General features: G+C 38.6%; 23 protein-coding genes. 10 read left to right on the forward strand and 13 right to left on the reverse strand.

Going from position 1 to position 23,260, the window contains the following annotated elements; translation table 11 throughout:
- Nucleotides 1-639 carry a 4'-phosphopantetheinyl transferase family protein gene (locus RIB54_RS01685; protein ID WP_350098995.1) on the reverse strand — a complete coding sequence of 213 codons (639 nt, stop codon included), beginning with the start codon at nucleotides 637-639 and terminating at the stop codon, nucleotides 1-3.
- Between the two features lie 65 nt (nucleotides 640-704).
- Here RIB54_RS01685 and RIB54_RS01690 point away from each other — a divergent pair, with 65 nt between their 5' ends.
- The 3 genes from RIB54_RS01690 to folB are packed head-to-tail and all read left to right on the forward strand — an operon-like array spanning nucleotide 705 to nucleotide 2,722.
- Nucleotides 705-1,622, forward strand: a complete 918-nt coding sequence (locus RIB54_RS01690; RefSeq protein ID WP_350098996.1) for a WD40 repeat domain-containing protein — start codon at nucleotides 705-707, stop codon at nucleotides 1,620-1,622.
- Nucleotides 1,623-1,649: 27 nt separating this feature from the next.
- Complete coding sequence (locus RIB54_RS01695; RefSeq protein WP_350098997.1) at nucleotides 1,650-2,369, forward strand: DivIVA domain-containing protein; 720 nt, start codon at nucleotides 1,650-1,652, stop codon at nucleotides 2,367-2,369.
- Nucleotides 2,369-2,722 (forward strand): dihydroneopterin aldolase, encoded by a 354-nt coding sequence (gene folB / locus RIB54_RS01700; protein WP_350098998.1) that lies wholly within the window; start codon nucleotides 2,369-2,371, stop codon nucleotides 2,720-2,722. Before RIB54_RS01695 ends, folB begins: the two co-directional genes overlap by 1 nt.
- On the opposite strand, the gene RIB54_RS01705 is transcribed toward folB, so the two are convergent.
- A complete protein-coding gene (locus RIB54_RS01705) occupies nucleotides 2,702-3,022 on the reverse strand; it encodes a HesB/IscA family protein (RefSeq protein ID WP_350098999.1) in 321 nt (106 codons plus the stop codon). The two genes, folB and RIB54_RS01705, sit on opposite strands and share 21 nt — an antisense overlap.
- 167 nt (nucleotides 3,023-3,189) lie before the next feature.
- Between RIB54_RS01705 and RIB54_RS01710 the strand changes: the two genes are divergently transcribed.
- From RIB54_RS01710 to RIB54_RS01725, 4 genes are all read left to right on the forward strand, one after another.
- Nucleotides 3,190-3,711 (forward strand): DUF7935 family protein, encoded by a 522-nt coding sequence (locus RIB54_RS01710; RefSeq protein ID WP_350099000.1) that lies wholly within the window; start codon nucleotides 3,190-3,192, stop codon nucleotides 3,709-3,711.
- A gap of 10 nt (nucleotides 3,712-3,721) precedes the next feature.
- Nucleotides 3,722-4,129 (forward strand): YkvA family protein, encoded by a 408-nt coding sequence (locus RIB54_RS01715; RefSeq protein WP_350099001.1) that lies wholly within the window; start codon nucleotides 3,722-3,724, stop codon nucleotides 4,127-4,129.
- On the forward strand, nucleotides 4,126-4,578 hold the full coding sequence (dtd, locus tag RIB54_RS01720) for a D-aminoacyl-tRNA deacylase (protein ID WP_350099002.1): 453 nt from the start codon (nucleotides 4,126-4,128) through the stop codon (nucleotides 4,576-4,578). The genes RIB54_RS01715 and dtd overlap by 4 nt, the downstream gene beginning before the upstream one ends.
- A gap of 104 nt (nucleotides 4,579-4,682) precedes the next feature.
- Nucleotides 4,683-5,009 carry a nucleotide pyrophosphohydrolase gene (locus tag RIB54_RS01725; RefSeq protein ID WP_350099003.1) on the forward strand — a complete coding sequence of 109 codons (327 nt, stop codon included), beginning with the start codon at nucleotides 4,683-4,685 and terminating at the stop codon, nucleotides 5,007-5,009.
- A gap of 1 nt (nucleotide 5,010) precedes the next feature.
- On the opposite strand, the gene RIB54_RS01730 is transcribed toward RIB54_RS01725, so the two are convergent.
- The 8 genes from RIB54_RS01730 to RIB54_RS01765 form a co-directional block, all read right to left on the reverse strand.
- Nucleotides 5,011-7,647, reverse strand: coding sequence for an ABC transporter permease (locus tag RIB54_RS01730; RefSeq protein WP_350099004.1), 2,637 nt, complete (start codon nucleotides 7,645-7,647; stop codon nucleotides 5,011-5,013).
- Nucleotides 7,640-7,981 (reverse strand): PadR family transcriptional regulator, encoded by a 342-nt coding sequence (locus RIB54_RS01735; protein ID WP_350099005.1) that lies wholly within the window; start codon nucleotides 7,979-7,981, stop codon nucleotides 7,640-7,642. Before RIB54_RS01735 ends, RIB54_RS01730 begins: the two co-directional genes overlap by 8 nt.
- A gap of 65 nt (nucleotides 7,982-8,046) precedes the next feature.
- Nucleotides 8,047-8,751: a 2-phosphosulfolactate phosphatase gene (locus RIB54_RS01740; protein WP_350099006.1), complete on the reverse strand. Its 705-nt coding sequence runs from the start codon at nucleotides 8,749-8,751 to the stop codon at nucleotides 8,047-8,049.
- 243 nt (nucleotides 8,752-8,994) lie between these two features.
- Nucleotides 8,995-9,594 carry a hypothetical protein gene (locus tag RIB54_RS01745; protein WP_350099007.1) on the reverse strand — a complete coding sequence of 200 codons (600 nt, stop codon included), beginning with the start codon at nucleotides 9,592-9,594 and terminating at the stop codon, nucleotides 8,995-8,997.
- A complete protein-coding gene (gcvT, locus tag RIB54_RS01750) occupies nucleotides 9,591-10,673 on the reverse strand; it encodes a glycine cleavage system aminomethyltransferase GcvT (protein ID WP_350099008.1) in 1,083 nt (360 codons plus the stop codon). The genes RIB54_RS01745 and gcvT overlap by 4 nt, the downstream gene beginning before the upstream one ends.
- A gap of 80 nt (nucleotides 10,674-10,753) precedes the next feature.
- On the reverse strand, nucleotides 10,754-13,762 hold the full coding sequence (locus RIB54_RS01755) for a hypothetical protein (protein ID WP_350099009.1): 3,009 nt from the start codon (nucleotides 13,760-13,762) through the stop codon (nucleotides 10,754-10,756).
- 1 nt (nucleotide 13,763) lies between these two features.
- Nucleotides 13,764-14,051 carry an Asp-tRNA(Asn)/Glu-tRNA(Gln) amidotransferase subunit GatC gene (gene gatC / locus RIB54_RS01760; RefSeq protein WP_155181542.1) on the reverse strand — a complete coding sequence of 96 codons (288 nt, stop codon included), beginning with the start codon at nucleotides 14,049-14,051 and terminating at the stop codon, nucleotides 13,764-13,766.
- Nucleotides 14,041-14,772 (reverse strand): lysophospholipid acyltransferase family protein, encoded by a 732-nt coding sequence (locus RIB54_RS01765; RefSeq protein WP_350063391.1) that lies wholly within the window; start codon nucleotides 14,770-14,772, stop codon nucleotides 14,041-14,043. Before RIB54_RS01765 ends, gatC begins: the two co-directional genes overlap by 11 nt.
- A 123-nt stretch (nucleotides 14,773-14,895) precedes the next feature.
- Here RIB54_RS01765 and RIB54_RS01770 point away from each other — a divergent pair, with 123 nt between their 5' ends.
- The 3 genes from RIB54_RS01770 (at nucleotide 14,896) to RIB54_RS01780 (ending at nucleotide 20,550) form a co-directional block, all read left to right on the forward strand.
- Nucleotides 14,896-15,345, forward strand: coding sequence for a hypothetical protein (locus tag RIB54_RS01770; RefSeq protein WP_350099010.1), 450 nt, complete (start codon nucleotides 14,896-14,898; stop codon nucleotides 15,343-15,345).
- Nucleotides 15,345-16,430, forward strand: coding sequence for a TIGR03032 family protein (locus RIB54_RS01775; protein ID WP_350063389.1), 1,086 nt, complete (start codon nucleotides 15,345-15,347; stop codon nucleotides 16,428-16,430). Before RIB54_RS01770 ends, RIB54_RS01775 begins: the two co-directional genes overlap by 1 nt.
- 91 nt (nucleotides 16,431-16,521) lie before the next feature.
- Nucleotides 16,522-20,550 (forward strand): FG-GAP-like repeat-containing protein, encoded by a 4,029-nt coding sequence (locus RIB54_RS01780; protein ID WP_350099011.1) that lies wholly within the window; start codon nucleotides 16,522-16,524, stop codon nucleotides 20,548-20,550.
- A 55-nt stretch (nucleotides 20,551-20,605) separates the two neighbouring features.
- Here the strand turns inward: RIB54_RS01780 and RIB54_RS01785 are convergent, their stop codons facing one another.
- The 3 genes from RIB54_RS01785 to RIB54_RS01795 are packed head-to-tail and all read right to left on the reverse strand — an operon-like array spanning nucleotide 20,606 to nucleotide 23,184.
- Nucleotides 20,606-21,964, reverse strand: a complete 1,359-nt coding sequence (locus tag RIB54_RS01785; RefSeq protein ID WP_350099012.1) for a M24 family metallopeptidase — start codon at nucleotides 21,962-21,964, stop codon at nucleotides 20,606-20,608.
- Between the two features lie 16 nt (nucleotides 21,965-21,980).
- Nucleotides 21,981-22,538 carry an acyl-CoA thioesterase gene (locus RIB54_RS01790; protein ID WP_350063386.1) on the reverse strand — a complete coding sequence of 186 codons (558 nt, stop codon included), beginning with the start codon at nucleotides 22,536-22,538 and terminating at the stop codon, nucleotides 21,981-21,983.
- A gap of 40 nt (nucleotides 22,539-22,578) precedes the next feature.
- Nucleotides 22,579-23,184 (reverse strand): SET domain-containing protein, encoded by a 606-nt coding sequence (locus tag RIB54_RS01795; protein WP_350099013.1) that lies wholly within the window; start codon nucleotides 23,182-23,184, stop codon nucleotides 22,579-22,581.
- Between the last annotated feature and the right edge of the window lie 76 nt (nucleotides 23,185-23,260).

Here is a 23,260-nt window from a genome sequence, read left to right on the forward strand (position 1 = left end):
TTAAGAGACATTGTAAGTGAGCACATAATCCTCGGTCACTTTGTATTCTAATTTATACTTTTTTGCTCTACCATTAACTATTATGTTACCAGTAATTATGCCAGAGTTAGTATGGTCATAGGGTTCCAGTAGAAGATTCTCAGAGAAAACCAGCCCTCGCAGGCCATATATCTTGTATAAAGTTTCTTTAGCACACCACGCTTTGCAAAGCATTAGAGTATCATCTTTAATGAAGTCAAGTTCTGGTATAGAAAGAAACCTATGAGCTACTTTTTGTAACTTTTCTTTAGGCTGTTCAATGTCTATACCCACATCTTTGGTTTTATCAATAATAGCAGCCACATAAGGATAGGAATGGCTTAAGGAAATTTCACAATTGCTCTTTTTAAGGCAGGGCTTGCCGTGCTCATTCTTTTCTATTCCTTCAAAATTGATGTCAAATTGAGCTGCCATTAACTTGATGAGGATTCTGGCACTAAGCCATTCAAGCTTTTTGTTATCAACCTTGTACAGGTTCATTTCCTCACGTTGCCTTTCGGTAAGCGTAATGAGTTGCAGCAACTGATCCAGGTTTTCCGTGATATGCCAGATACCTACTAATCTGGACGGGTTTATTTGCTCTATTTTATCAAGCGGCATTTGATTACTTAATGATAACTTGCTTCTTTGTCCTAAATTAACCAATAATTGTTAGCAACCTCTTTATGAACAAGGTAACCGTAAGTAAGCTTGAGACTTACACAGGACATAAGGATAGCATCTACACATTAGAGAGGTCTCAATTTGATCATATATTTTTTTCAGGGGCTGGTGATGGCATGGTAGTAAGCTGGGATTTAAAAAATCCGGACAACGGTCAGTTAATTGCCAAATTACCCAATTCTATTTACGGACTGCACTTGATAGAAGGGTCAAATATTTTAGCTGTTGGTCATAATTATGACGGCTTACATTTTATTGATTGGGTCAATAAAAAGGAAGTTGGCTCGTTGAAGTTTACAGAAGCAGCCATTTTTGATGTCACCTCTTATAAAAATCATCTATATGTAGGAGATGCAGATGGCTACTTGAATATTATAGAATTAAATCCGCTTAAAGTCTTACAGAAAATCAAGGTTTCCGAAAAGAGTGTTAGAACTATAGCTGTCAATTTGAAGAAATTGGAACTTGCAGTTGGCACCAGCGATCATAGCATTGTAATCTATAACCTTCAAGATTATTCGGTAAAATATAAACTTGATGACCATGATAACTCTGTGTTCTCTGTTTGTTATTCTCCTGACAATGAGTTGCTTTTAAGTGCAGGTAGGGATGCGCATCTCAAAATTTGGGATGTTAATGCCGGATATCTGTTGTTAGAAGATATTGTTGCTCATATGTATGCCATTAACAACATCACATTTAGTCCGGATGGCAAACATTTTGTAACTTGTAGCATGGATAAATCGATTAAAGTATGGGACGCAAGTGCGTTCAAACTTCTGAAAGTAATCGATAAAGCCAGGCATGCTGGGCATGGCACCTCCGTAAATAAATTGTTATGGACGGGTCATGATGATTTGCTCATAAGTGCCAGTGATGACAGGTCTATATCCATTTGGGATATTGCATTTAATAGTTGATAAAGTTGGTTTAGCATAAACATAGATATGAAAATTACACCATTAGAAATTAGACAAAAGTCATTTGAAAAGGCTTTTAGAGGGTTGGATAAAGATGAAGTGGAGGCATTTTTGACCATCTTGGCTACGGAGTGGGAAAAACTGATGGATGAAAACAAGGAGTTGAAAATTAAACTCGAATCGTCAGAGAAAGAGGTAGAAAAACTGCGTGAAGTTGAAAATTCGCTATTCAAAACCCTAAAAACTGCTGAGGATACTGGTGCAAATATGATAGACCAGGCCACCAAAACGGCTCAGCTGCACATGCGCGAGACTGAAATGAAGGCCGAAGCGCTGATGAATGAGGCAAAGACGAAAGCCAAAGACATGATAGAGGAGGCAGAGATGAAATCTCGCAATGCCATTGACGATATGGAGGATAGGGTTAAGTCACTGGCCAACCTATATAGACAATTGGAGAATGTCAAAGAAGACCTTTTATCTGACATAAAGTCATTTGCCAATGAGGCTATTGATAAGGCCAATAGGGTTAAGAGTCAAGTGAAAAAGGTGAATATCGATGAGGAACTGATGAAGGTTAAACGCGATATTGCTCCTGCCAAGGCTAGTAAGAAAGTGGAGATTGAGCTTGAACTGGACACCCCTGCAGAGCCTGAGCCAAAAAAAGAGGAACCTAAGAATGATGTTGAAGTAGAGAAAGTTTCTGATTCAGGAAAAAGCACTTCATTTTTTGATGATATAGATTGATGGGTAAAATTAGTCTTGAGGGACTCACGTTCTATGCCTATCATGGGTTTTATGAGCGTGAGCGGGAGTTAGGTAATACTTTCGAAGTAAACATCACCGTTGAAGCAGACTTTGAAAAGGCAGCCATTGATGATGAGCTTGCAGAGACAGTAGATTATGAAAAGCTTTATGCCATAGCCTCAGAGGTTATGGAAGTTCCCTCTAAGCTATTGGAGCAGGTGGTTCACAAAATGGCATCAAGAATTCTTAAAGAATTACCAGTAATAAGTGTAGAGGTAAGTTTGTCCAAATTTAATCCACCAATTTCTGGAGAATGTAAGAAGGCTACTGTGTCACTCTGCCTGCGCAGGTGAGGTATTCTTTACAAATGTAAACCCTCTGGCATCCCCGCCTTCATAGAAGTCAACCTCAAGGTCCAGTAAATACATAGTGTGTTTCTTTTCTACCAATACTGGAATGCCATCAATATCGTACTCAAGGTCACTATCTTTCTTTTTGTCAAAGCCCAGCATAAAAGTAAATCCAGCGCACCCACCGCTCCCTTTTATCCCTATTCTTAAACTGTAACCTTCGGGAATATTCTTATTGCTCATTATATTTCTAACCTCTTCAATGGCTTTCGGAGTAAGTGTAACGGGAGTTAATAGTTGCATTTCTTCGTTCTGTTGATGATAATTAGTGCGACTTTGTTAATTTAACTACTTAAATGTTATGTCTATTCTTAAACACCTCTTATTAGGCTTTTGGTAGAATAATCCAGAAATATTTTTCGTTGCATTGTAGAATAAAATCAAAATTAAAAAATTCATACTGATAACACATGGAGGCACTAATTGAGTTCGGAAAAATAATTATACCTGCGGGTCTTGTACTTTATGCAATGTATCTGATTGTCAAGTCATTTATAAATAGCGAGCTGGACAAGAAAAGAATAGAAGTGCGTGGTAAGAGTATAGAAACTGTTTTGCCAAACAGGCTTCACGCCTTTGAGCGTGTGATCTTGTTTTTAGAGCGTATTAGCCCTAATAATCTTATTGTCAGGTTAAACAATGGTAGCTATACGGCTAGGGAGTTTCAGCAAATACTCTTAAATGAGATTAGAGAGGAGTATAACCACAATGTGTCTCAGCAGTTATATATGAGTGAGGAGGTATGGGATCTTGTGAAATCGGCAAAGGAAGATTTGATAGTAACCATTAATGATGCTGTTAGCAATATGCCGGCAGAGGCGACCGGTGTAGATTTATCAAAAATGATATTTGAGAGAACTATACAGAAGGAGCCAGACCCGATTCAACATGCCTTACTAAGTGTAAAAAGAGAAATTTGGGAGACATTTTAACAGTTGGCCAATGAAAGATGTAGAGAAAAATAAATTTTTTGAGAAAGCGAGAGAAAAGGCATCGTCCGTTCTTAATAATAATGACCGGTTAAAGCAACTGTTTGCCAACTCTACGGAAAAGCTGAGTGCTGTAAACCTGGAAAATTTTAAAGGCAGCAAATTCGTAGATCGAATAAGAGTGCTAATAAGAATGGTGAAAGCCTATAAGCGTGGAGAATATAGAAATATTAAACTTCAGAATATCCTGTTGATAGTAGCTGCCCTTGTTTACTTTGTCACTCCTCTGGACTTAATTCCTGATTTTATTCCAATTACAGGTCTGGTGGATGATTTTACTGTCATTGTTTGGGTGTATAACAAAGTCCAGCAGGAGATCGATAAGTTTATGGAGTGGGAGAATGGATTAGAGATTGAATGATTACAGTAATTCAACGTGTTTCTGAGGCTTCTGTAACTATTGATAATATCATAAAAGGTAAAATTGACCAAGGATTAATGATCCTTCTGGGAATTGAAGAAGCTGATGGAAAGGAGGATATAGATTGGTTGGTTAGAAAGGTACTTAACCTCAGAATCTTTGATGATGAAGAAGGAGTAATGAACAAAAGCCTTATTGATGTTGAGGGTGAAGTGTTGCTTATTAGTCAATTCACTTTACACGCCAGTACTAAAAAAGGTAACAGGCCATCCTATATTAAGGCTGCTAAGCCAGATATAGCCATTCCATTATACGAGCAGTTCATTAAAGCCCTTGAAACAGAGTTAGGCAGGGGAATTCAAACCGGAGAGTTTGGCGCAGATATGAAAGTAGGGCTGGTTAATGACGGGCCGGTGACTATTATAATTGACAGTAAAGACAAGAAGTAGATAATTGTCGTCATTTCGAGGGAGGTACGACAGAGAAATCTCCAGTTTAAGGAGACCTCTCACCCTTAGGGGATCGAGGTGACGTCTTATAAATAAATTTCATCATGACCATAGAACAAGCACAGCAAAAAGTAGATGAATGGATAAAGACTATAGGTGTTCGTTATTTCAATGAACTTACTAACATGACTATTCTTACTGAAGAGGTAGGTGAGTTGGCCAGAATAATGGCCAGACGCTATGGAGAGCAGTCAGAAAAGGAGTCAGATAAGAATAAAGATCTGGGTGATGAAATGGCAGATGTGCTGTGGGTACTTATATGTTTAGCTAATCAAACGGGAGTGGACTTGACTAAGGCACTGGAAAAAAACTTCGAAAAAAAGACGGCCCGGGATTCGGACCGTCATAAGAATAATGAGAAGTTGAAATAGCTTATTCGTAACGTAAAGTATCTGCTGGATTAGATTGAGCTGCTTTCCACGTTTGCGATGCAATTGTTGCAAAAGAAATGGCTATCAAAATGACAACACTTAGCACTACAGCTATTACGCTTACACCTTTATTATAGTGTTGAATATAGGGCAGCAATGTACTTAGCAACAGAGATGTGATGGGTACAGTTATCATAATAGCGATAACTATAATTTTGATATACCCTTTAGAGAGCAGAAAAACGATTTTTGAAGCGGAAGCGCCATGCACTTTTCTTATACCCACTTCTTTGGTTCGGTTCTCCACATTAAATACTACCATTCCTAATAACCCTAAACAAGAAATGGTTATGGCTAACATTCCTAAAAAGCCGATCATTTTAACGAAAGCATAGTACCACTGGTACGCCTCATCAATTTCTTCATTAAGAAATTTTGCTTCAAATTGTTGCTGAGAATATTTTTTCCAACTTTTTTCAATGTTACTAACAGATGCAAATATGTCGTTGGATGCTATTTTCATATTGGCATAGGTGAACTGCGAGGGATCATATCTCAATATGAATGGTTTGATTTTTTCTCTAATGGCAGAGAAGTGAAAATCTTTCAACACCCCAACAATCTGCACCATAGTATTATTTTGTAATTCTACTGTTTTACCTATTGCTTCATTATTACTTTTATAGCCTAGTTTGTTTACAAATTGCTCATTTACAATTATATACATTTCATTTTTTGGCATTTCATTGGGGAAATTTTCACCAGCCAGTAGTTGCAAATCATGTATGTCAATAAATTGCTGATCCACAAATGTTTGAAAAACCAATATAGAATCAGCATTGATATCATCCATAACCCATGTGTGGTTATACATTGAAACTCCTATTAAATTAGATGAAAATGATAGGTTGCTCACTTCTGACAAAGAGGTTGCTTCAGTTTTCCAGATATCTCCTTCAACATTTTTTAAGGGCATATTCAGAATATTTTCATTATTGAAGCCCATGTTATAGTTAATCGAGTATCTATATTGATCAACTATAATAACTACGAACATGATAAACCCTAGTGATATTACAAATTGAATCGTGAGGAGGATTTTTTTAAAATTGATTTTACCGGTTGCCCGTGTAGGTAGCCTGCTGCTGAGTGCCGAAAGTGGTTTGATTTTGGCAAAATGTAATGCTGGTATAATCCCAATCAGAAATCCTGTTAACAGAACAAATGCCAAAAAAATCATAAGCATTGACGGGGTAACTTCTAGCAGAATGCCACTGGCCGAAGCCGGAGCCAATATGCCGATAAACTCATTCCTGAGATAAAGAAACATTATGTAAGCTACGCCAAAAGATAAAAGGCAAATCAAAATGGTTTCTACAATGAATTGCATAAAAATCTGGTTCTTGTTGCCTCCAACAACCTTTCTTACACCAATTTCCCTTGCTCTCTTCAATGCTCTTGCTATTGAAATATTAGCATAATTGAGGCAGGCTGGCACCAGAATGAGTAAGGATATTACAACAATCATAATCATTGAAATAATGTCCCATTGAGGACCAATGCTGTATCTTAATTCCTTGCTTAAATTAACATCATTCATCGACTGAAGACTTAAAGTGAGTTCATAGCCCTTGGTCAGCTCCTGATTGTCAGCAGCTATTTTATTTAATGTTGACTGTATTGTTGCAACATCCGTGTCTTCTCTCATTAAAAAGTAAGTGTAGTTGTCTTCCAAATTGTCCCAAGAATTAATGGGCCTTTGAAGTTTATTTTCTGATTCGAGAAGAGCCAGTTTTTTATAGGAACCGATGATATCAAACTGAATATGAGATTTTTTTGGGGGATCACTTAAAATACCTGTTACAATGAAGTCACCATAAGGTGAGATAGTTACTGTTTTACCAATTGGATCAGTTTCAGAAAATAGTTTGTAAGCTTCTGATTTTGTAATGAAGATGTTGTTCGGGTTATTGAGGTCTTCAGGATTGCCTGATTCCAAATTAAATGAGAATACACTAAAGAAATTTGGGTCCACAAAAAAACCATTCATATCTATTCCCTTATTCTCAAACATAACCTCCCCAATCAATAACCTATTGATTCTTACAACTTCTTCCACTTCGGGCATGGCATATAAGAAATCAGCAGCTGTGGTGGGCGAAGTGGCATAATTTATAACCCGATTCTGGTCGTAGGTTCGTGATATAAAGCGATAGATATTGTCTCTTTTAGAGTGAAATTTATCATAGTCCAAAATATCGGAAAATATACCCATTGTAATTAGGCTTATTGACATTCCGATCGACAGACCAATGATATTTACAGCAGTGAAAAACCGCTGTTTCACTAAATTTCTGTAAGCAACAAGAAAATAATTTTTGAGCATAGCAATGTTGTTTTGAGTTGTTGAATATGGGTGGATAGAATGATCTTTTTTACGCTTGACCAGTGCATAAGAAAGTATTAGGCTAAAGACCTCTTTGTAATAGAGCCAGGCAGCTTTTGATCGGTTTTTTGACTTGAGATTTTGAGCATACTCCTCATCAAGATCACCAATGAGGTCTTCAATATAATCTGCTCTACAGAAAATATTAAGTAGCCATTGGGCAAATTTTGGAGGGCGATTCTGACTAGTCATTTGAGAAGCCTAGTTTTACTTGTGACTCACTCCAAAGATCGTCCCTAAGACTTTTCATGGCTCCAAGCGCCAGCTTAGCATCTTCTGTAAGTTCAAAAAAGCGCTTTTTACGACCGCCACGTTCAGCAGTTGCTCCACCTAAATGGGAAGTGAGGAAGCCTTTGTCTTCGAGCCGAGAGATGGTAGAATGCAGGGCGCCAATGCTGATAGATCGGTTGGCCCTTTTTTGAATTTGATCTTTTATAGCCACACCGTAGGCGTCTTTTCCTAAAGTGGCAATTGTTAGTAAAACGAGTTCTTCAAACTCACCTAAAAATCCTTTCATAATCTCCATTACGGAGACCGATATAATTAGTTTCTATTTTTGAGAACTAATTACATATGGTTGTGAAATTTTGATTAGCTAATGACTAATTCACCATTAACGAGTCTGGGTACAATATCAAATTCATCTTCTGTGAGGCAGTATTCAATGTCCTTGGTGACATTCAGTTTGTTAAGCCTTTTGGCGTGTGATGAATTCTGAACCCTGCTGAGCATATCATCTTTCATATGTAAATACGTGGAATGTGCCAGAAGCGGGGCATCACATTCAAACTCAAACTTGTCAATAATTTTGTCAACTAACGCACCTGCAAACAGGGAGTCTTCCAGGTTAACTTTACCCTTCCAGCCGGCACATAGTATCAGCACGTTCTGTTGTTGTTTTTTAACATGGGCCGCAACTGCCGAAATATTTAGAAATGAGCCAATAATAACTTCAATGGCCCTTCTTGATTTTTCTATGGCCACAGTGCCATTCGTGGTAGTTACAGCCACTTTTTTGCCTTTTACTTTTTCATCCATGTAGTCGAACGGAGAGTTGCCAAGGTCAAAGCCCTCAACTTTCTGACCGTTGCGCTCTCCCGCAATCAGGTAGCCATTCCCCTTCATTTTCTGACATTGTTCTAAGTTCTCAAATGGGGTAATGCTTTTCACTCCATAAGCCAGACCTGCAGTCATACAAGAGGTAGCCCTTAATATATCAACCACCACGACCACTTTATCAGAAACATCATACAGGTGGATAAGGTCGGGGCTAAGGCAAACGTCAACAGTCTTCATATCATGATATCTAAATGATGCTGCAATATTAGTAAAAGTAAGCCTTAGAAGTGCATTTAACTTCTTTTAACATGCTTAAGCTAATCTTTTGAAGGCAGGTTCTAGGTGATTAGTATTTGAAAGTGGCAAGAGCAAATCCTGTGCAAAGATTAAGGGCAGCGTGAGAAGTTTATATGATTGCGGGTCAAGCCAGCAATGACAAAAGGAAAAACAATAAGGTGTCATTCGGCTCTGAGCCGGAATCTACAGCAATAATAAATTTTTCACACTATCATTTTCTATGAAGAAGTATCTTTCAGAATTATTCCAGTCACTATCAACATAAATTTGTTCGTGATCTATAATAAGATCAGTTTCACTTCGTCTTAGATGGAAAGGTTCACTAATAAATAGTCCAATTGCAAGAGGCTTAATGTTAGCAATACGTCTCTCGTCATCAATCTTGATAGTTGGTAAAGAGTTTACCGTATCGATGAATGCAATTTTCAAGAACTCTTTAGTTTTAGATTCTAATAAGAGTGCAATTTCAATTGAACTGTCTTTGTCAAAATTGCCTTTTCGATAAAAAGGAGCTTCCCCATTTTTAAAATTCCAACAAATGTAACCTGAATCATAATCTGAAGTATCCGGAAGGGAATAGCCGGTTTTATAGAAGTTTAATAAGGAATCAATTTTTTGGTAGTATACGTAATTTCCTTTAACGCATGGAGTACTGGTCTTTGTTTCTATCTGAGTAGCTTCAGTTATAATTTCTAATTCCTCTTCCGTATTTATTTTGCCATTACGGGAGCACGAACAATAAATTAAACCAAAGAAAAATAAGTAAACCAGCAGGTTTCTCATATCAAAGGCAACTTGCTCACCTCAGCCTTTAGAGCTTTGTTTCTAACAGCAATAAAAATTTCGGTTCCCGGAGAGGCAAACTCTGTGTTTACGTAGCCCATGCCTATACCATGTGAAAGTACAGGTGACTGGGTGCCTGAAGTTACCCGGCCTATGTTGTTGCCATTAGCATCATGGATTTCATAATCATGACGGGGAATACCTCTGTCAATCATTTTAAAGCCAACTAGTTTTTTGGTTACCCCTGCTTCTTTTTGTTTTTGTAACGCAGTAGAATTAGTAAACTCTTTAGTGAACTTGGTGATCCAGCCCAATCCTGCTTCTAGGGGAGAAGTGGTATCATCAATATCATTGCCATACAGGCAATAACCCATTTCCATTCTTAGCGTATCTCTTGCTCCAAGGCCAATAGGTTTAATATCAAATTCAGCACCAGCTTCCATAATCTTATTCCAGATCATCTCTGCATCCTTATTATGCATGTATATTTCAAAACCACCTGCGCCAGTATAGCCTGTGGCTGAAATAATAACGTGCTCTGCACCTACAAAATCACCCACTTCAAAATTGTAGAATTTGATTTCTGACAGGTTTACACTTGTCAATTTCTGTAGCGTTTCGGTAGCCTTTGGACCTTGAATGGCGAAAAGGGAAAAGTCATCTGAAATGTTTTTCATCTCAGCGCCAACATCATTTTTGGAGCTTATCCAGTTCCAATCTTTTTCAATATTAGAAGCATTGACTACCAACAGGTACTGCTCTTCTTTCATTTGATAAACTAGTAAGTCATCAACAATACCACCATCATCATTTGGTAGGCAAGAATACTGCGCCTTACCTATGGCTAATTTAGAAGCATCATTACTGGTTACTTTTTGGATCAAAGCCAAGGCATTTGGACCGGAAACTAAAAACTCACCCATGTGCGATACATCAAACATGCCTACACCATTTCTTACGGTCATGTGCTCTTCAATATCAGAGCTGTATCTTACAGGCATATTATAACCGGCAAACGGCACCATTTTAGCACCAAGCTTTTCGTGAAGATCGTTAAGGGCAATTTTCTTTAGTTCCATGGGTTTACAGTCTTTTTTTAAGAAGTGCCAAAGTTAATAATTAATTTATTCGGTCAGTTTCAATCGATTGATATTTTGAGCTACCAGACGGATTTTCTCTTTTCTACTAATTCAAAGTATCGATTCTCTATTTCCTTGAATTCTTTTTGAGTCACTAAAGTCTGCAATGTTTCAAGGGCTATTTCACCAGATACATTTTGCTGAACTTCAGCACACTGAAGAATATAGGCTTTCAATAATTTGATTGACCTCGGGTTAACTTCCAGGGCATTTAACAAAATGTGATACGCCTTAAAGGCATCTTTTTTATTAAAATATCTGGCTGAGCCTATCACTGCCTCTTCAAAAAATGGGTTTCTAAGAGCTACATATTCATAGCTTTTGGCAGTATTTAATGAATCTCCACTTGCCTCGCTGATTAAGCCCTTGTAATATTCACGTTCAGTGAGTTCTTCAGAAGAAAAGGTAATGCCCTGATTTACTTTTTGTGCTAAGCCTCTGATATTTCCTTGCTCGGCAAGCATCTTTAATTCGAAGTGCTGGATTTTGTTGTAAAGTGTCTGATCGCTTAGCTCCAAGTCTGCCAACTGACTGTAGACCGATACCGCAGCGTCAGTCCAGTCTCGCTTCCAAAGTTTGTTGGCCATGTCCAGAATAGCTTGTGCCTTGTACTCCGGACTGCTAATTTTATCTACAATTGATTTAAAAACAGCTGTGTCCTGAGCTGACAATACATACCTTGTGTAGAGATAAAGTTCATTTTCTTTACCATCAAAAGAGGCCGGACTAGAAGTCAGTATTGAGATCATTTGATTGGCTATTGGTTTTAAACTTTCGTCTTTGCCGTCACTCAGTGCCTGCCACTGTTCTATGGCCTGGGGTATATTTTGATTTTCAGAAAAGGCAATAGCCAAATGAAACTTTGCATCTTCATAGTCCCTTTGAAGTGACCAGTTAAAATACTCAATAGCTACGCCATAGGCTTGTTGGTCTAATGCCCATAAGCCAATATCATCAAAGTATTTACCTGCAATTTTCTCACTGGAGTTGGCTAGCCAATTCAGTTTTCTAAAGGCTGTGTTTACATCTCCATTTTTGTACAGTCCAAGGCAAGCGACATATTCAAGACCTTCTTTGAAGGTAGCATTAGCAGCTACATCGCTATATTCTATTAGATATTTAGTGGCTACTGAATCTTCACTGAAAAGATTATTTATTGACTGATTGTTGAGCAGTGTAGCATCAATTGCACTTAGTGTCGAGTCTGCAGGTTGATGTTTAAAACCTTTATATTGATTTGACTTGTTATTGACGACTAGCAAATTATTCCTGCTAATAGGATCATCGTGTATCTGATAATCCGATAGTGCTGAATCGAGTGCGTTTTGCAAATCATTTTTCGCCAATAGGCCAAAGATATTGCTTAACGCAGCACCTTGTTCGGGTGATATTTTTGCTGCTTTATCAAGGTAAAAAATGGCAGAGTCAATAATGTTGGTTTTCCCATAAAGCAAGCCTAAAGTATTTAGTACTTCTGGGTTGTTTGGAAATTTTTCAGCGGCCTCTTTAGCATTGAATAAGGCATCGAAAAACCGATCTTCACTTAGATATAGATTGGTTAGATTGACATAAGCATAAGGACTTGGGTTTTTAGCAATTGCAGCCTTGTATTTAACTTTAGCCCTAACAGTCTCATTATTCTTTTCAGAAATCTTGCCTAGCGCATAGTTTGCTTTATGGCCGTTAAGTGCATGGTTAGCGGCTTCTAAATAATAACGCTCGGCTAAAAGAGGATCGCCAGCAGCATAGTGAACATCAGCCACTCCATTAAAATAGGCTGCCCTTGATTGGAAGACGGGAACTTGCCAGTTGGCTCTCAGCACTAAAGCGATAACAATGATCAATCCACCAAAACGGTAGGTGAAAAAAGGCATGTTAGTAGGCTTGTAGAGGATTTTATAGATAGCCAATTTGGATTTTAATAAAGCAGCAAAGTTGGCTATGATATAAAATATGAAAATCAGCCCAAATCCAACATGACTGTAAAGAATGAAGTCTCTAAAAACCTCAATGCCAGGGTCATTACCCGTTGTTTGAAAATGCGCGATGGTAACAAAACACCCAATGCCCATTATTAAATATAAGATGGCGCCCTGAGGACTAAATTTCATCATGAACTCATACTGATTCTCCTGTTGTCTGAAGCCCCAAATACCGAGAATAGCTGATATAACTAGTAAAAGGAATACGTTGATATAAAGGAAGTCCCAATCAATGAGCCTGATTTCATAGAGCAGCGCTAGTGCTACATTAACTAAATAGATAACACTAATCACCATTAGGTGCCCGAAGCCATTATTTACTGATTTTAAGCCCTGACCGTAGAGTATGTAGACAAACAGCGCAATAATTTCATGAGCTATGATGAAAATAAATATGATGGACAAAACCAGCGCTGAACTTGTAAATGATGTTGATAGATAAAGAAATGGTGATGACAAGTCAGAAGCAAATTGGACTAAGCCGGCAAAAAGTATAGCCGCAAATGCAAAAGCTCCAAATCTCTTAAGTATTGAAATGTCAGGCCTGACAGAATGAAAGAAATAGGATAGTGGCAAGAACAGAACCAGTGCTATGATTAATCCTACTTTATTTCCTTCTCCAAACAGTAGCAATAACTCAAATTTCAGGCTACTTAAGAAAAATGCGAAAATACTTACCCCTACATAATACCAGAAGCCAGAAAATGAGCTGATAATGGCAATTGTGAGTATAGCTACTACAGAAAGTGCTGCTAAAAAGGCATAGTAAGAGAATGTGTTGATTGCAGGTGCTGTGCCAGCATACTTCTGAAAGTAAATAGTGTTTTCTGTAGTCTGTGTTAGGTTAAAAGGGCCAACTTTAAATTGATCTACAACTACTGATGCTTTATCACCCTGAGCCAGAATGTTCCAATCGAGGGTGTTTTCATGGCCTTTGAAATAGCTGAAAGCCATCCAAATAATAGATAATGCAAATGCTACTAAAAGTACAAGGTAGGTAAGCTTTTGTGGCTTCGGCCAGGCTTCCCAAAAAAGATTTTGTTTCATATTACTCCAATACTTTAGGGACTCTGAAATAGTCAGAATCCTTTTTAGGAGCATTTCTCAATGCTCGCTCATGACTTAAATGTGGTTTAACTTCATCATTTCTTAACACATTTACTTCGTGAGACATTGTAGTAAGCGGAGCGACATTGTCGGTGTTGACTTCATTCAATTTTTCAACCCATGTGATGATTTTCGTCATATCTGCCATCATTTCTTCAGCAGTATTTTCGTCAAACTCAAGTCTTGCCAAATGAGCTGTTTTGTTCAATAGTTCTCTATCAATTTTCATCGAGCTGTAGCTTCAATTCCTGATCTATGATCTCGTAAGTCTTTTGCCTTAAAGTAGCTACATCTTCCAAAGTCAAACCTTTTGTTTCCAAAGGCTCGTGATATATTACTTTAAGTAAACGCCTTTTTGGCGTCCAACTTCCGTCCGGCAAAATTATCCAATTAAAAGGAATAGTTACAGGCACAATAGGAATTTGTTTCTCTATGGCCACCCTAAAGGCCCCGTCTTTGAACCTTACCATTTTTGGAGGCTCGGTGGTCAGCATGCCTCCTTCGGGGAATATCATCAGGTTTTTTCCTTCATCAACTGCTTTTAGAGAATTAATGATAGTGGAGTATTTACTTTTCAAGCTGTTCCTGTCTACAGTGATGTGTAGCTTCCTGTACATCCACCCAAACAGCGGCACTTTTTCCATATCATTTTTACCAACAAATATTGAGTTGATGGGATTCAGCCCCATTGTTGGGATATCTAAATAAGAGAAATGGTTAGGACAGAAGATATATTGCCCCTTTGATGACGGTGTAAATCTTAACTCAACTTTGTGTTTGAAGAACAGTAATCCAAAAAATATTTTGGCCCAAATCCTGTTGAGAACGCCTGTCCACTGATACCTCGATTTGAATATGATAGGAACGCAGAAAAAGGGAAGTAAAATCAGGAACAGGATTATGAATAGAAATGCCGCATAAAAACTATATCCCCACCTTACGAATTGCACTGATATTATTTGATTTGATTGTGAACCTGCAAAATGGATAATTTAATTTATTAAGGTAAGATTTATGTAAGAAATTACTTAAAAATTAGTATTTTCATTGGTATTATTCCAAAGATCAATGCCATGGGTAAATTAATACTAAGCTCGTTATTTTTAATCGCAATGTTGCAATTTGTTGCCTGCGACAAAGGAGATGATCCGCCTGCTCAAACAGAAGCTCAAAAAGTTACGGCACTGCTGATAGGTTCGGGTGCGTCTGGTTCTCAATGGTCCCTTAGTTCTGTGTTTGTAGATGAGGTGGATTATACAGAAGTATTTCAAGGATTTACCATGACGTTTTCAGAAACGGGTGTCACCACCACCAATGGTACTGTTGTTTTTGAATCAACGGACGGCTGGAATTTTAAAGATGAGGCTACAGCTACCCAGATTGTTACAGATTCCGGATTAGAACTAACAATAGATGAGCTTACAGAGAATCAATTGATTTTCTCTTTTGAATTTGATGAAACTATTTATGGACGAACTTCAGCAGTTGGAGGAATAAACGTATTTACACTTAACCGACCATAATGACCCCTCCACCTCCTTTTAGTTACACATACTCACCCAATATTCCTGAGCTTTTACTTGGACTTAAATGTTCATTAGCGATATCCACTTACCAGACGGGTAAAGTCGTTATCTTTTCCCCAAAGGATCAGAATCAACTTATTCAGCTACCAAGAAATTTTGATAAACCCATGGGTATGGCACTGCATAATGGTCAATGGGCTGTGGCTACAAGAGATGAATTGATTATAACTGCCAATTCTGCAGGTATGGCTTCCAACTATCCTGCAAACCCAAATACTTATGATAGCTTGTTTATTCCTAGAGTGACCTATCACACCGGAGTACTCGACTTGCATGATATAAGCTTTACTAATGATGGGCTTGTAGGCGTAAATACCCTTTTTAGCTGTTTGTCAAAGTTCAATGCCGACTTCAGCTTTACTGATATCTGGAAGCCACACTTCGTTACCGAATTAAAACCAGAAGACAGGTGTCACCTGAATGGGTTGGCCGTTGATGAGAGTGGGAAACCTAAATATGTAACAGCATTGGGCACGGGTGATAGTGCCAGGGAGTGGAAAGAAAAGATGCTTACTGGTGGTATTTTAATGGATGTTGATTCCAACGAAATTATAGGTGACGCCTTGCCGGTGCCCCATTCCCCAAGGATTTATAAGGATGGGTTATGGATGCTTCTTTCTGCTACAGGTGAAGTAGTTAAGGTAAATCTGGCGGATGGTAAGTATGATGTGGTTACAAAACTTAATGGTTTTGTTCGTGGCATGGACAGAATAGGGGATTATCTTTTTGTTGCAACTTCCAAATTAAGGCCAAACAGTTCGCTTTTTAATGAAGCACCTGTAGCTAAAAGTTCCGTAGTGTGTGGCATAAGTGTGATATACATTCCTACAGGTCAGCCATGTGGGCATATATTATACAATACTTCTGTAGAAGAACTCTTTGATTTGAAAGTTTTGCCCGGATTAATGAGGCCTAATATTTTGAATCACAGTAAGCAGATGCACAAGACATCGGTGATTACCGAGAAGGAAGTATTTTGGGCCAAACCCGAAAGGGACGAAAAGGAAGTTGTTGCAAATTAAATTATACCCGAACGTGGGTATTGAATCAACGAATAAAATTGAACTAATTGTAATGAGCAATTAAGAGGAAGTTACGCTTTGCAAAAATGATATGAACAGCTTAAATCAGTTTTTACTCAGACGGCTTAAAGCCAAGCATCAGAAGCTTTCAACCCGATTTTTAAAGGGTGTTGAAGAAGGCAATTTCCAACAACTTACGAAAAGAAAGCGATATACTGCTGTAGAACGCCTGAAGAAGCTCGAACGTCAGCTAGCGGAAATTGGGAGAAGAACTGATTTTAATATCAAATTAAGCTTTAAGCATTGGGCTGTGGCTCTTGCACTTGGCGTGGTTGTAAGTACTTCAGCTCAGGCCCAGGAACAAAAACGACCTCCGAAGAAATTTATTGAAAAGATAAAGGCTGGTTCCCTAAATAAGGGCAAGCGGAAATTGGCACAACGAACGGAGGCGCAAACCATATTTTTTAACGAAGTCCAGCAACTTGGCCTTCCTTATTCACAAAATGTACACTTCGGTTTAGTAGATGGGGATGCAGACATAGACATTGTATATGTTACTTACCTGGGTAACCCAATATTGTTTTCCAACAATGGTGACAGAACTTTCACCCAATCGGAATTAGTAATAGGGGATTTTGGTTTTATTGGGGCTAGTTTTTTGGCAGATTTTGATAGCGATGGCGACAATGACTTGTTGTTGGAATATGGTCAATATGGATATACACCAACTTTGAGCATTTGGCTGAATGATGGGTCTGGCAATTTCTCTGAGCAGACGGCTACAATCCCAGTTGAGATTGATGAAGATGACTTCTTGGTTGCAGATCTTGATGGGGATGGGGATGCTGATTTGGTCATGCAAGACGAGTATGGAACAGGCATACATGTATTTATTAATAATGCTTTCTCATTTGAAGCAGCCCCAGGTGCTCCATTTTCAGGGCCATATAGTGGCACGGATGCTCCTTTGGCTTTAGCAGATGTAGATGGGGATACAGACATAGATATTGTTTATCAAGGCGCTGATGTCAGTTATAACAATGGCATAAGAATATTGGAGAATGATGGTTTTGGAAATTTTGCCGATGCAGGTACTCATTCACTTATTTCAAGTTATTTGGAAAGTGCAGCTATCGGAGACTTTGATAATGATGGTGATGCCGATGTTGTGGTTACTTATTCTTTATATCCTGATAGTCAAATTGTCCCATTTTTGAATGACGGTTTAGGAAACTTTGTTGTACAATCAGCATTAACGCCCCCTAATGCTAGCTATCCAGATGATATATTTAGTGTTGATTTAAATGCAGATGGCTTTGATGACCTTATTTATAATGATGAGTCAGATTCCGCATTTTTTTACTTAGGAGATGGTGTTGGAGGGTTTAGCAACGTTGGTGAATATGTTGGGGCCTTACTGCCGGGCGATTTTGATACAGATGGTGATCCTGACTTCCTCATTGTAACCAATAATGTGGCAGTATTGGAAAACCAGGGTTCATTGACTTTTGTGCAAGACCCAACCGATGTTCTTAATATCTCTTATTCTTATGATATAGACCTGTCCGATGTAGACGGGGATGGGGATTTGGACATTGTTCAGGGTGGAAGTTCAAGAATATGGTTAAATCCTGGCAATGGAATGGATTTTACTATTGGCCAGGATTTCGAAGACCAGACAGAGCAACAGTTATTGGGAGATTTGGATGGTGACGGAGATAGTGACATGATCAGGATTTTTGATGAAGATTATGGGGTTTTAAGAGGACTCGAAATTTGGACGAATACAGGCGGTATTTTTAGTTATCATTCAGCCATAGGTTCAGGAATATTTGAGCCTTACGGTATTGAGCTTGGAGACTTGGATAATGATGGAGATTTGGATATAGTGACTGTGGTAAGGGAAAGCAGCATATATTATGTTAAGTCTTTTATTAATGACGGTGCCTTGGGATTTTCCCAAAGGGCTAATGTTAACTTATCTTCTGCCAGTTCTGAAAGACTTGCTCTAGGTGATTTGGATGGGGATACTTTTATTGATGTGGCTTTGGCAAATGAGAGCTATGGGGTACAAATTTTAGATAATGATGGTATAGGCAATCTTTCATTAGGGCAGGTGATATCATTGTCTGGGCCTTATGTAGATATCGAAGATATTCATATGGCAGATTTGGATGGAGATGGTGATATAGACGTTTTAGCAGTAAGTAGTTATGAAGGGTATCAAGGGGAAAGTTATGTTTTGCTTAACAACGGTTCGGGCTATTTGACTGATGCTTTACAAAATGTTCCAACCGGTGGTAGTTATTTGGTTACCTTAGCTGATATGGATATAGACGGAGATGTTGATTTGATTGCATCTTCATACTTTAGTAACAATCAACTTTTTATCAACGATGGAGCCGCTAATTTCACTCTTGACAGTGATAATGCTTTAGGTGTTGGGGATGGTTATTCTGCCCCCCAAGTAGGGGATTTGGACGGTGATGGCGATAAAGATGTCGTTATTGGCGGTGCTTATGCAGCAACAAGGGTTTTCCTTAGTAGACTAAATAATGCTTCAGGACTGGAAGCCGACTCATTGGCACTGGTTGCTTTTTACGATGCTACCAATGGCGATGGTTGGACGGATAAAACTAATTGGAAGACAGGTGATTTAGACACATGGTTTGGTGTCACAGCCACAGCTGAAAATGTTACTAACCTGGCATTGCCTGGAAATAACTTAGATGGAGCCATTCCGGCTCAATTTGGCAACCTGAGTGCTCTTGTTACTGCTGATTTAAGTGGCAACCAAATAGATGATATTCAAGGTGATTTTTCAACTATCAGCACGCTGACATCAGTTGATTTATCAAACAATAAGCTTGATTTTGGTGATTTTGAACAGTTGAGTGATCTTTCCAAAGTAACAATAGGAAATCAAAGCACGGACGATGCCCCTTTGGATCAAAAACTACCAGCCGGTACAGCTGTGTCATTCTCTTTTGCGCTTGACGGGGCCAACAATGTATATAAGTGGGTTAAAGATGGTTTTTTATTCGCAATTGGAACCATCAACACCATTAATATCGCTTCACTAAATCGTACAAATATGGGAGTTTATTACTGTGAGGCTACTTCAACAACACCTGGATTGGAAGGTTTAACACTAACCTCAGCTACAAAAACAACGCTGGCTACAGCATCAATAACAGGTACGCTAAAAATAAATGAAACTGATCCAGCCACAGTGGGTGAGGTTCAGTTGTTAGAAATTCAGAATTCGGGGGGATATGATACGCTAGATATAGCAGCAATATCAGGAGCTGGAGCATATGCTTTTAATGATGTTGTGTTATCAGACTATGTACTTGTTGGTATTGTCGATACACTTACACATCCGGGTGCTATCCCAACTTACTTTACTCAAACTGTATTTTGGGCTGATGCCGATACACTGAAATTAGAAGGCAATGAGACAATTGATATGGTTTCAGTATTCTACACTAATCCTTCAGATCCAGTTACCTTTAATGGAACATTCTCTGGTTACTTAGAGGAGGAAATACCTGATGGAGGAAGAACCGAGGCGCGAGGCAGAGTTAACGGAGCAGGTGTTTCATTGAGAAGAGGACGCAGGACAGGAAGAACTGAAGGGACAGGAGATTTAGCGTATTACATTTATACCAATAGCAATGGAGAATTTAGCTTAGCAGGGGTTGAGCCAGGTGAATATAATGTTGACATTCAATACCCAGGCTACCCAATGGATGAAGCTTCCTTTCTGGACATTACGATAGGGCAAGAACAAAAAGATAAGGATATTAACATTGAGGCTTTGGTAGATCAAGGCATAATCACTGTTAAACAGCTTATTATACTTGGAACTGATGAGCCAACCAATGGATTGGTGTTATTTCCAAACCCAACAAGTGATTTCTTAAATGTTCTTGATAGTGAGAATAGAAAAAATATTAAGGTAGAAATATTCAATATGTCGGGTCAGAAAATGAGCCACATTTTTATCAATGAAGATGGAGCCGTGAATGTTTCTAAGTTGCCAATGGGGCAATATCTGGTGAAAGTGAAGAATCAAAAAGGAATAGAGTTATTGAATCAGAGAATTTTGATAGAATAGATAACTTTGGAAGATTTGAAGGCCAGTTATGATTGTCATAACTGGCCTTTTTTTGTCAGTCAGTATTTATTTTAGATACTCTTGGAATAAGAAGTATTTCTGTTTGTCGTCCATCAATATAGCGAACACCATCCTTATCAAAATAGGCATCTTCTTCAAGCATTATCCTGATTTCCTTATCCCATTCCTTAATAAATGTTGAAGCGTTTAATTCGATACTATAGGCCGTGTTCAAGTGTAGAGGATAGTCACCATCTCCTGGCACGCCACCCTGTGAATCCCACATGCCTAAAGTAGTCCCGGCTGCATGGCCATGATAACCGATAGGGTGTGTATAAATGGATGGCTTTATTCCTTCAGCAATGGCAGCTTCCCTGGATTCTTTCAAAACCTGATTTCCGGTCTTTCCTTCTTTGAAATTATTGGTAAAAATGTCCTGGAGTCTGTTTCCATTTTTAAATGCAACTTTTAGATATTCTGGTGCTTCAGTTTCTCCGGGTCTTAAAATATAGGCGTGTTGCTGGGTATCTGTATTAAGTCTTAGGTATGTGATACCAAAGTCGCAGTGCAGCAAATCCCCGGGCATAATCACATTTTTCTCCGGTCTTTTAGAAAATGACCTTAAATGATCGAAGGACTCACTATCACCTCTCTGCACCGATACACTTGGATGAAACCACGTAGTCAATTTCAATTCCCTGATCTTCTCGCGCATCCACCAAACCACATCATCTGTTGTGGTAATGCCCGGATGGATGACACTACCTGAAAAGGCTTCATCAATTATTTCATGTGCTATTCTTACTATCTGTGGGTAAATGGCCATTTCTCTGGCTGAACGGGTTTCTAACCAACCAACGGCCACTTTTTCAGCACTTACCAGCTTAGTACTATTCTTTTTACCTAAAGCGGCTTTAAGTTCTTCATAATCTGTAACTACCAAACCATCGGCATGAGCCCAGTCAGTTGACATGTTAATACCTATTTTCTTAGGGTTACGTTCGTTGATAATTTCAACAAGCCTTTGCCATTGGTTGGGCTGCTTTTCTTTATCCCACGCACTTTTAAACCCTGTTCCAACATCATATCTGGCAACGGCCAAAGTTTCTAACGGCTTGCCTTCACCTTGATCGTACATAACAAGGATGGTTCTTCTTCGTGCAGCTAACCAAGTAGCAGGTAGCATCGTCTTAATTACTGGGTCTTCATTATATTCCCTTGAAATGACCAGCCACATATCAATACCTTCCTTCCTCATTATCGGAGGTAAAATGGTCTGCAGCCGTTCTTCGAGAATTTCATCAATCACTCTTGCTCTTTCTTGCATTGACAGAATGGTCGGATAATTATGTTGAGCCTGGGCTGTTGAAAAAAACAGGATCAATAATAGAAGTGTTAAAAGTTTAGTGTTCATAAATGGTTTATTGATTTTAATCTAGTCTGATGATACAACGTTGGGCTTGTAAAGTCTGGACAGCTTTTTCTAAATCCAGTTGAGATTTGGTTTCGTCCATTTTTTCATTAAATGATTTATTGAGCTCTTTTCTTCTCATTGCCTCAAAAAATCTTCTTACCTCTACAGGCTTGTCAAGAATAAGTGGTGGTACCTTTGTAGGTTTATTGTCGTCACCTTTTGACACCATTGTGACGTAGGAGGTATTGGTATGTTTTACGCTACCTTCCTTAACATTTTCGGCAATTACCTTAATGCCCACAACCAGCGAGGTATTGCCCACATAGTTTACTGAAGCATGGAGTGAAACGAGATCGCCCACTTCTACAGGCTGTAGAAATTCAACTCCATCTACAGAAACTGTGACACAATAATTGCCAGCGTGCTTGCTGGCACAGGCATACGCTACTTTATCTATAAGTGATAATAGTATACCGCCATGAATCTTCCCGCCAAAATTAGCATAGGAAGGTATCATTAATTCTGTAATAGTTGTTTTAGAATATTCTACTGTCCTGCCGGCAAGGTTTTTCATTCTTCAAGATAGTAATTATTCTTTAATATAAGACTTTACATCAACCTACCATCTGTCTTCCGTTTTGAGGGTAATATAGTGTGAGTAGCGACTCCATTTCCATTTTACCGGCAGAGATGTGATGAATCATATCCCATTTTTCACGCGATATTAATGTTCTTAATGGTTGATCAACTTTTGGAATTCTTTTAAAAGGTCCCAGCAGTTTCTTATCCCAAACTTTACCATAACGCACTAAATCATCAGGATAAACTACTTTCCTTTTAGTACCTTCTGGCGCTGCCCTAAATGGCTCAGAGATATTTAAATAACCATAGTCATCCGTCAGCTGCTCACCTGGATAAATATCTCGCAAAGCGATTTCAAAATCATAGGCAGTAGTGAAGCAATTGGAATTGAAGCTATGGTTAACAAAGCGGCCATTATCCCAGCAAAGGATATAATTACCTGCCCTGTTTCTGTAAGAATATACCTCCATAATGTCTTTGTAAAGTTGATCCATACCGTCAACTTCTAAAGGAGTAAATTCTCTGTCTAATTTGTCTAAAACCCAGGTAATGGTGCCTGCGGGGATGAAATCTGTGGCTACTACCCCGTAGCCTATTTCATCATTGATGAAGCGGAGCTCTGTCTTTGGATGTATCATCGTTGCTCATGCAATTTGATGGGGTGAATGTATGAAAAAGTTTGAATTGTTAGTATACCTTAACACTGCATTAATA

The organism is Fulvivirga sp., from assembly GCF_040218215.1.
Taxonomy (GTDB): domain Bacteria; phylum Bacteroidota; class Bacteroidia; order Cytophagales; family Cyclobacteriaceae; genus Fulvivirga.

Excerpts from the sequence above, each read along its gene's own strand:
- RIB54_RS01685 (WP_350098995.1), bottom strand. The coding sequence starts at position 639 with ATGCCGCTTGATAAAATAGAGCAAATAAACCCGTCCAGATTAGTAGGT.
- RIB54_RS01690 (WP_350098996.1), top strand. The coding sequence starts at position 705 with ATGAACAAGGTAACCGTAAGTAAGCTTGAGACTTACACAGGACATAAG.
- RIB54_RS01695 (WP_350098997.1), top strand. The coding sequence starts at position 1,650 with ATGAAAATTACACCATTAGAAATTAGACAAAAGTCATTTGAAAAGGCT.
- folB (WP_350098998.1), top strand. The coding sequence starts at position 2,369 with ATGGGTAAAATTAGTCTTGAGGGACTCACGTTCTATGCCTATCATGGG.
- RIB54_RS01705 (WP_350098999.1), bottom strand. The coding sequence starts at position 3,022 with ATGCAACTATTAACTCCCGTTACACTTACTCCGAAAGCCATTGAAGAG.
- RIB54_RS01710 (WP_350099000.1), top strand. The coding sequence starts at position 3,190 with ATGGAGGCACTAATTGAGTTCGGAAAAATAATTATACCTGCGGGTCTT.
- RIB54_RS01715 (WP_350099001.1), top strand. The coding sequence starts at position 3,722 with ATGAAAGATGTAGAGAAAAATAAATTTTTTGAGAAAGCGAGAGAAAAG.
- dtd (WP_350099002.1), top strand. The coding sequence starts at position 4,126 with ATGATTACAGTAATTCAACGTGTTTCTGAGGCTTCTGTAACTATTGAT.
- RIB54_RS01725 (WP_350099003.1), top strand. The coding sequence starts at position 4,683 with ATGACCATAGAACAAGCACAGCAAAAAGTAGATGAATGGATAAAGACT.
- RIB54_RS01730 (WP_350099004.1), bottom strand. The coding sequence starts at position 7,647 with ATGACTAGTCAGAATCGCCCTCCAAAATTTGCCCAATGGCTACTTAAT.
- RIB54_RS01735 (WP_350099005.1), bottom strand. The coding sequence starts at position 7,981 with ATGGAGATTATGAAAGGATTTTTAGGTGAGTTTGAAGAACTCGTTTTA.
- RIB54_RS01740 (WP_350099006.1), bottom strand. The coding sequence starts at position 8,751 with ATGAAGACTGTTGACGTTTGCCTTAGCCCCGACCTTATCCACCTGTAT.
- RIB54_RS01745 (WP_350099007.1), bottom strand. The coding sequence starts at position 9,594 with ATGAGAAACCTGCTGGTTTACTTATTTTTCTTTGGTTTAATTTATTGT.
- gcvT (WP_350099008.1), bottom strand. The coding sequence starts at position 10,673 with ATGGAACTAAAGAAAATTGCCCTTAACGATCTTCACGAAAAGCTTGGT.
- RIB54_RS01755 (WP_350099009.1), bottom strand. The coding sequence starts at position 13,762 with ATGAAACAAAATCTTTTTTGGGAAGCCTGGCCGAAGCCACAAAAGCTT.
- gatC (WP_155181542.1), bottom strand. The coding sequence starts at position 14,051 with ATGAAAATTGATAGAGAACTATTGAACAAAACAGCTCATTTGGCAAGA.
- RIB54_RS01770 (WP_350099010.1), top strand. The coding sequence starts at position 14,896 with ATGGGTAAATTAATACTAAGCTCGTTATTTTTAATCGCAATGTTGCAA.
- RIB54_RS01775 (WP_350063389.1), top strand. The coding sequence starts at position 15,345 with ATGACCCCTCCACCTCCTTTTAGTTACACATACTCACCCAATATTCCT.
- RIB54_RS01780 (WP_350099011.1), top strand. The coding sequence starts at position 16,522 with ATGAACAGCTTAAATCAGTTTTTACTCAGACGGCTTAAAGCCAAGCAT.
- RIB54_RS01785 (WP_350099012.1), bottom strand. The coding sequence starts at position 21,964 with ATGAACACTAAACTTTTAACACTTCTATTATTGATCCTGTTTTTTTCA.
- RIB54_RS01790 (WP_350063386.1), bottom strand. The coding sequence starts at position 22,538 with ATGAAAAACCTTGCCGGCAGGACAGTAGAATATTCTAAAACAACTATT.
- RIB54_RS01795 (WP_350099013.1), bottom strand. The coding sequence starts at position 23,184 with ATGATACATCCAAAGACAGAGCTCCGCTTCATCAATGATGAAATAGGC.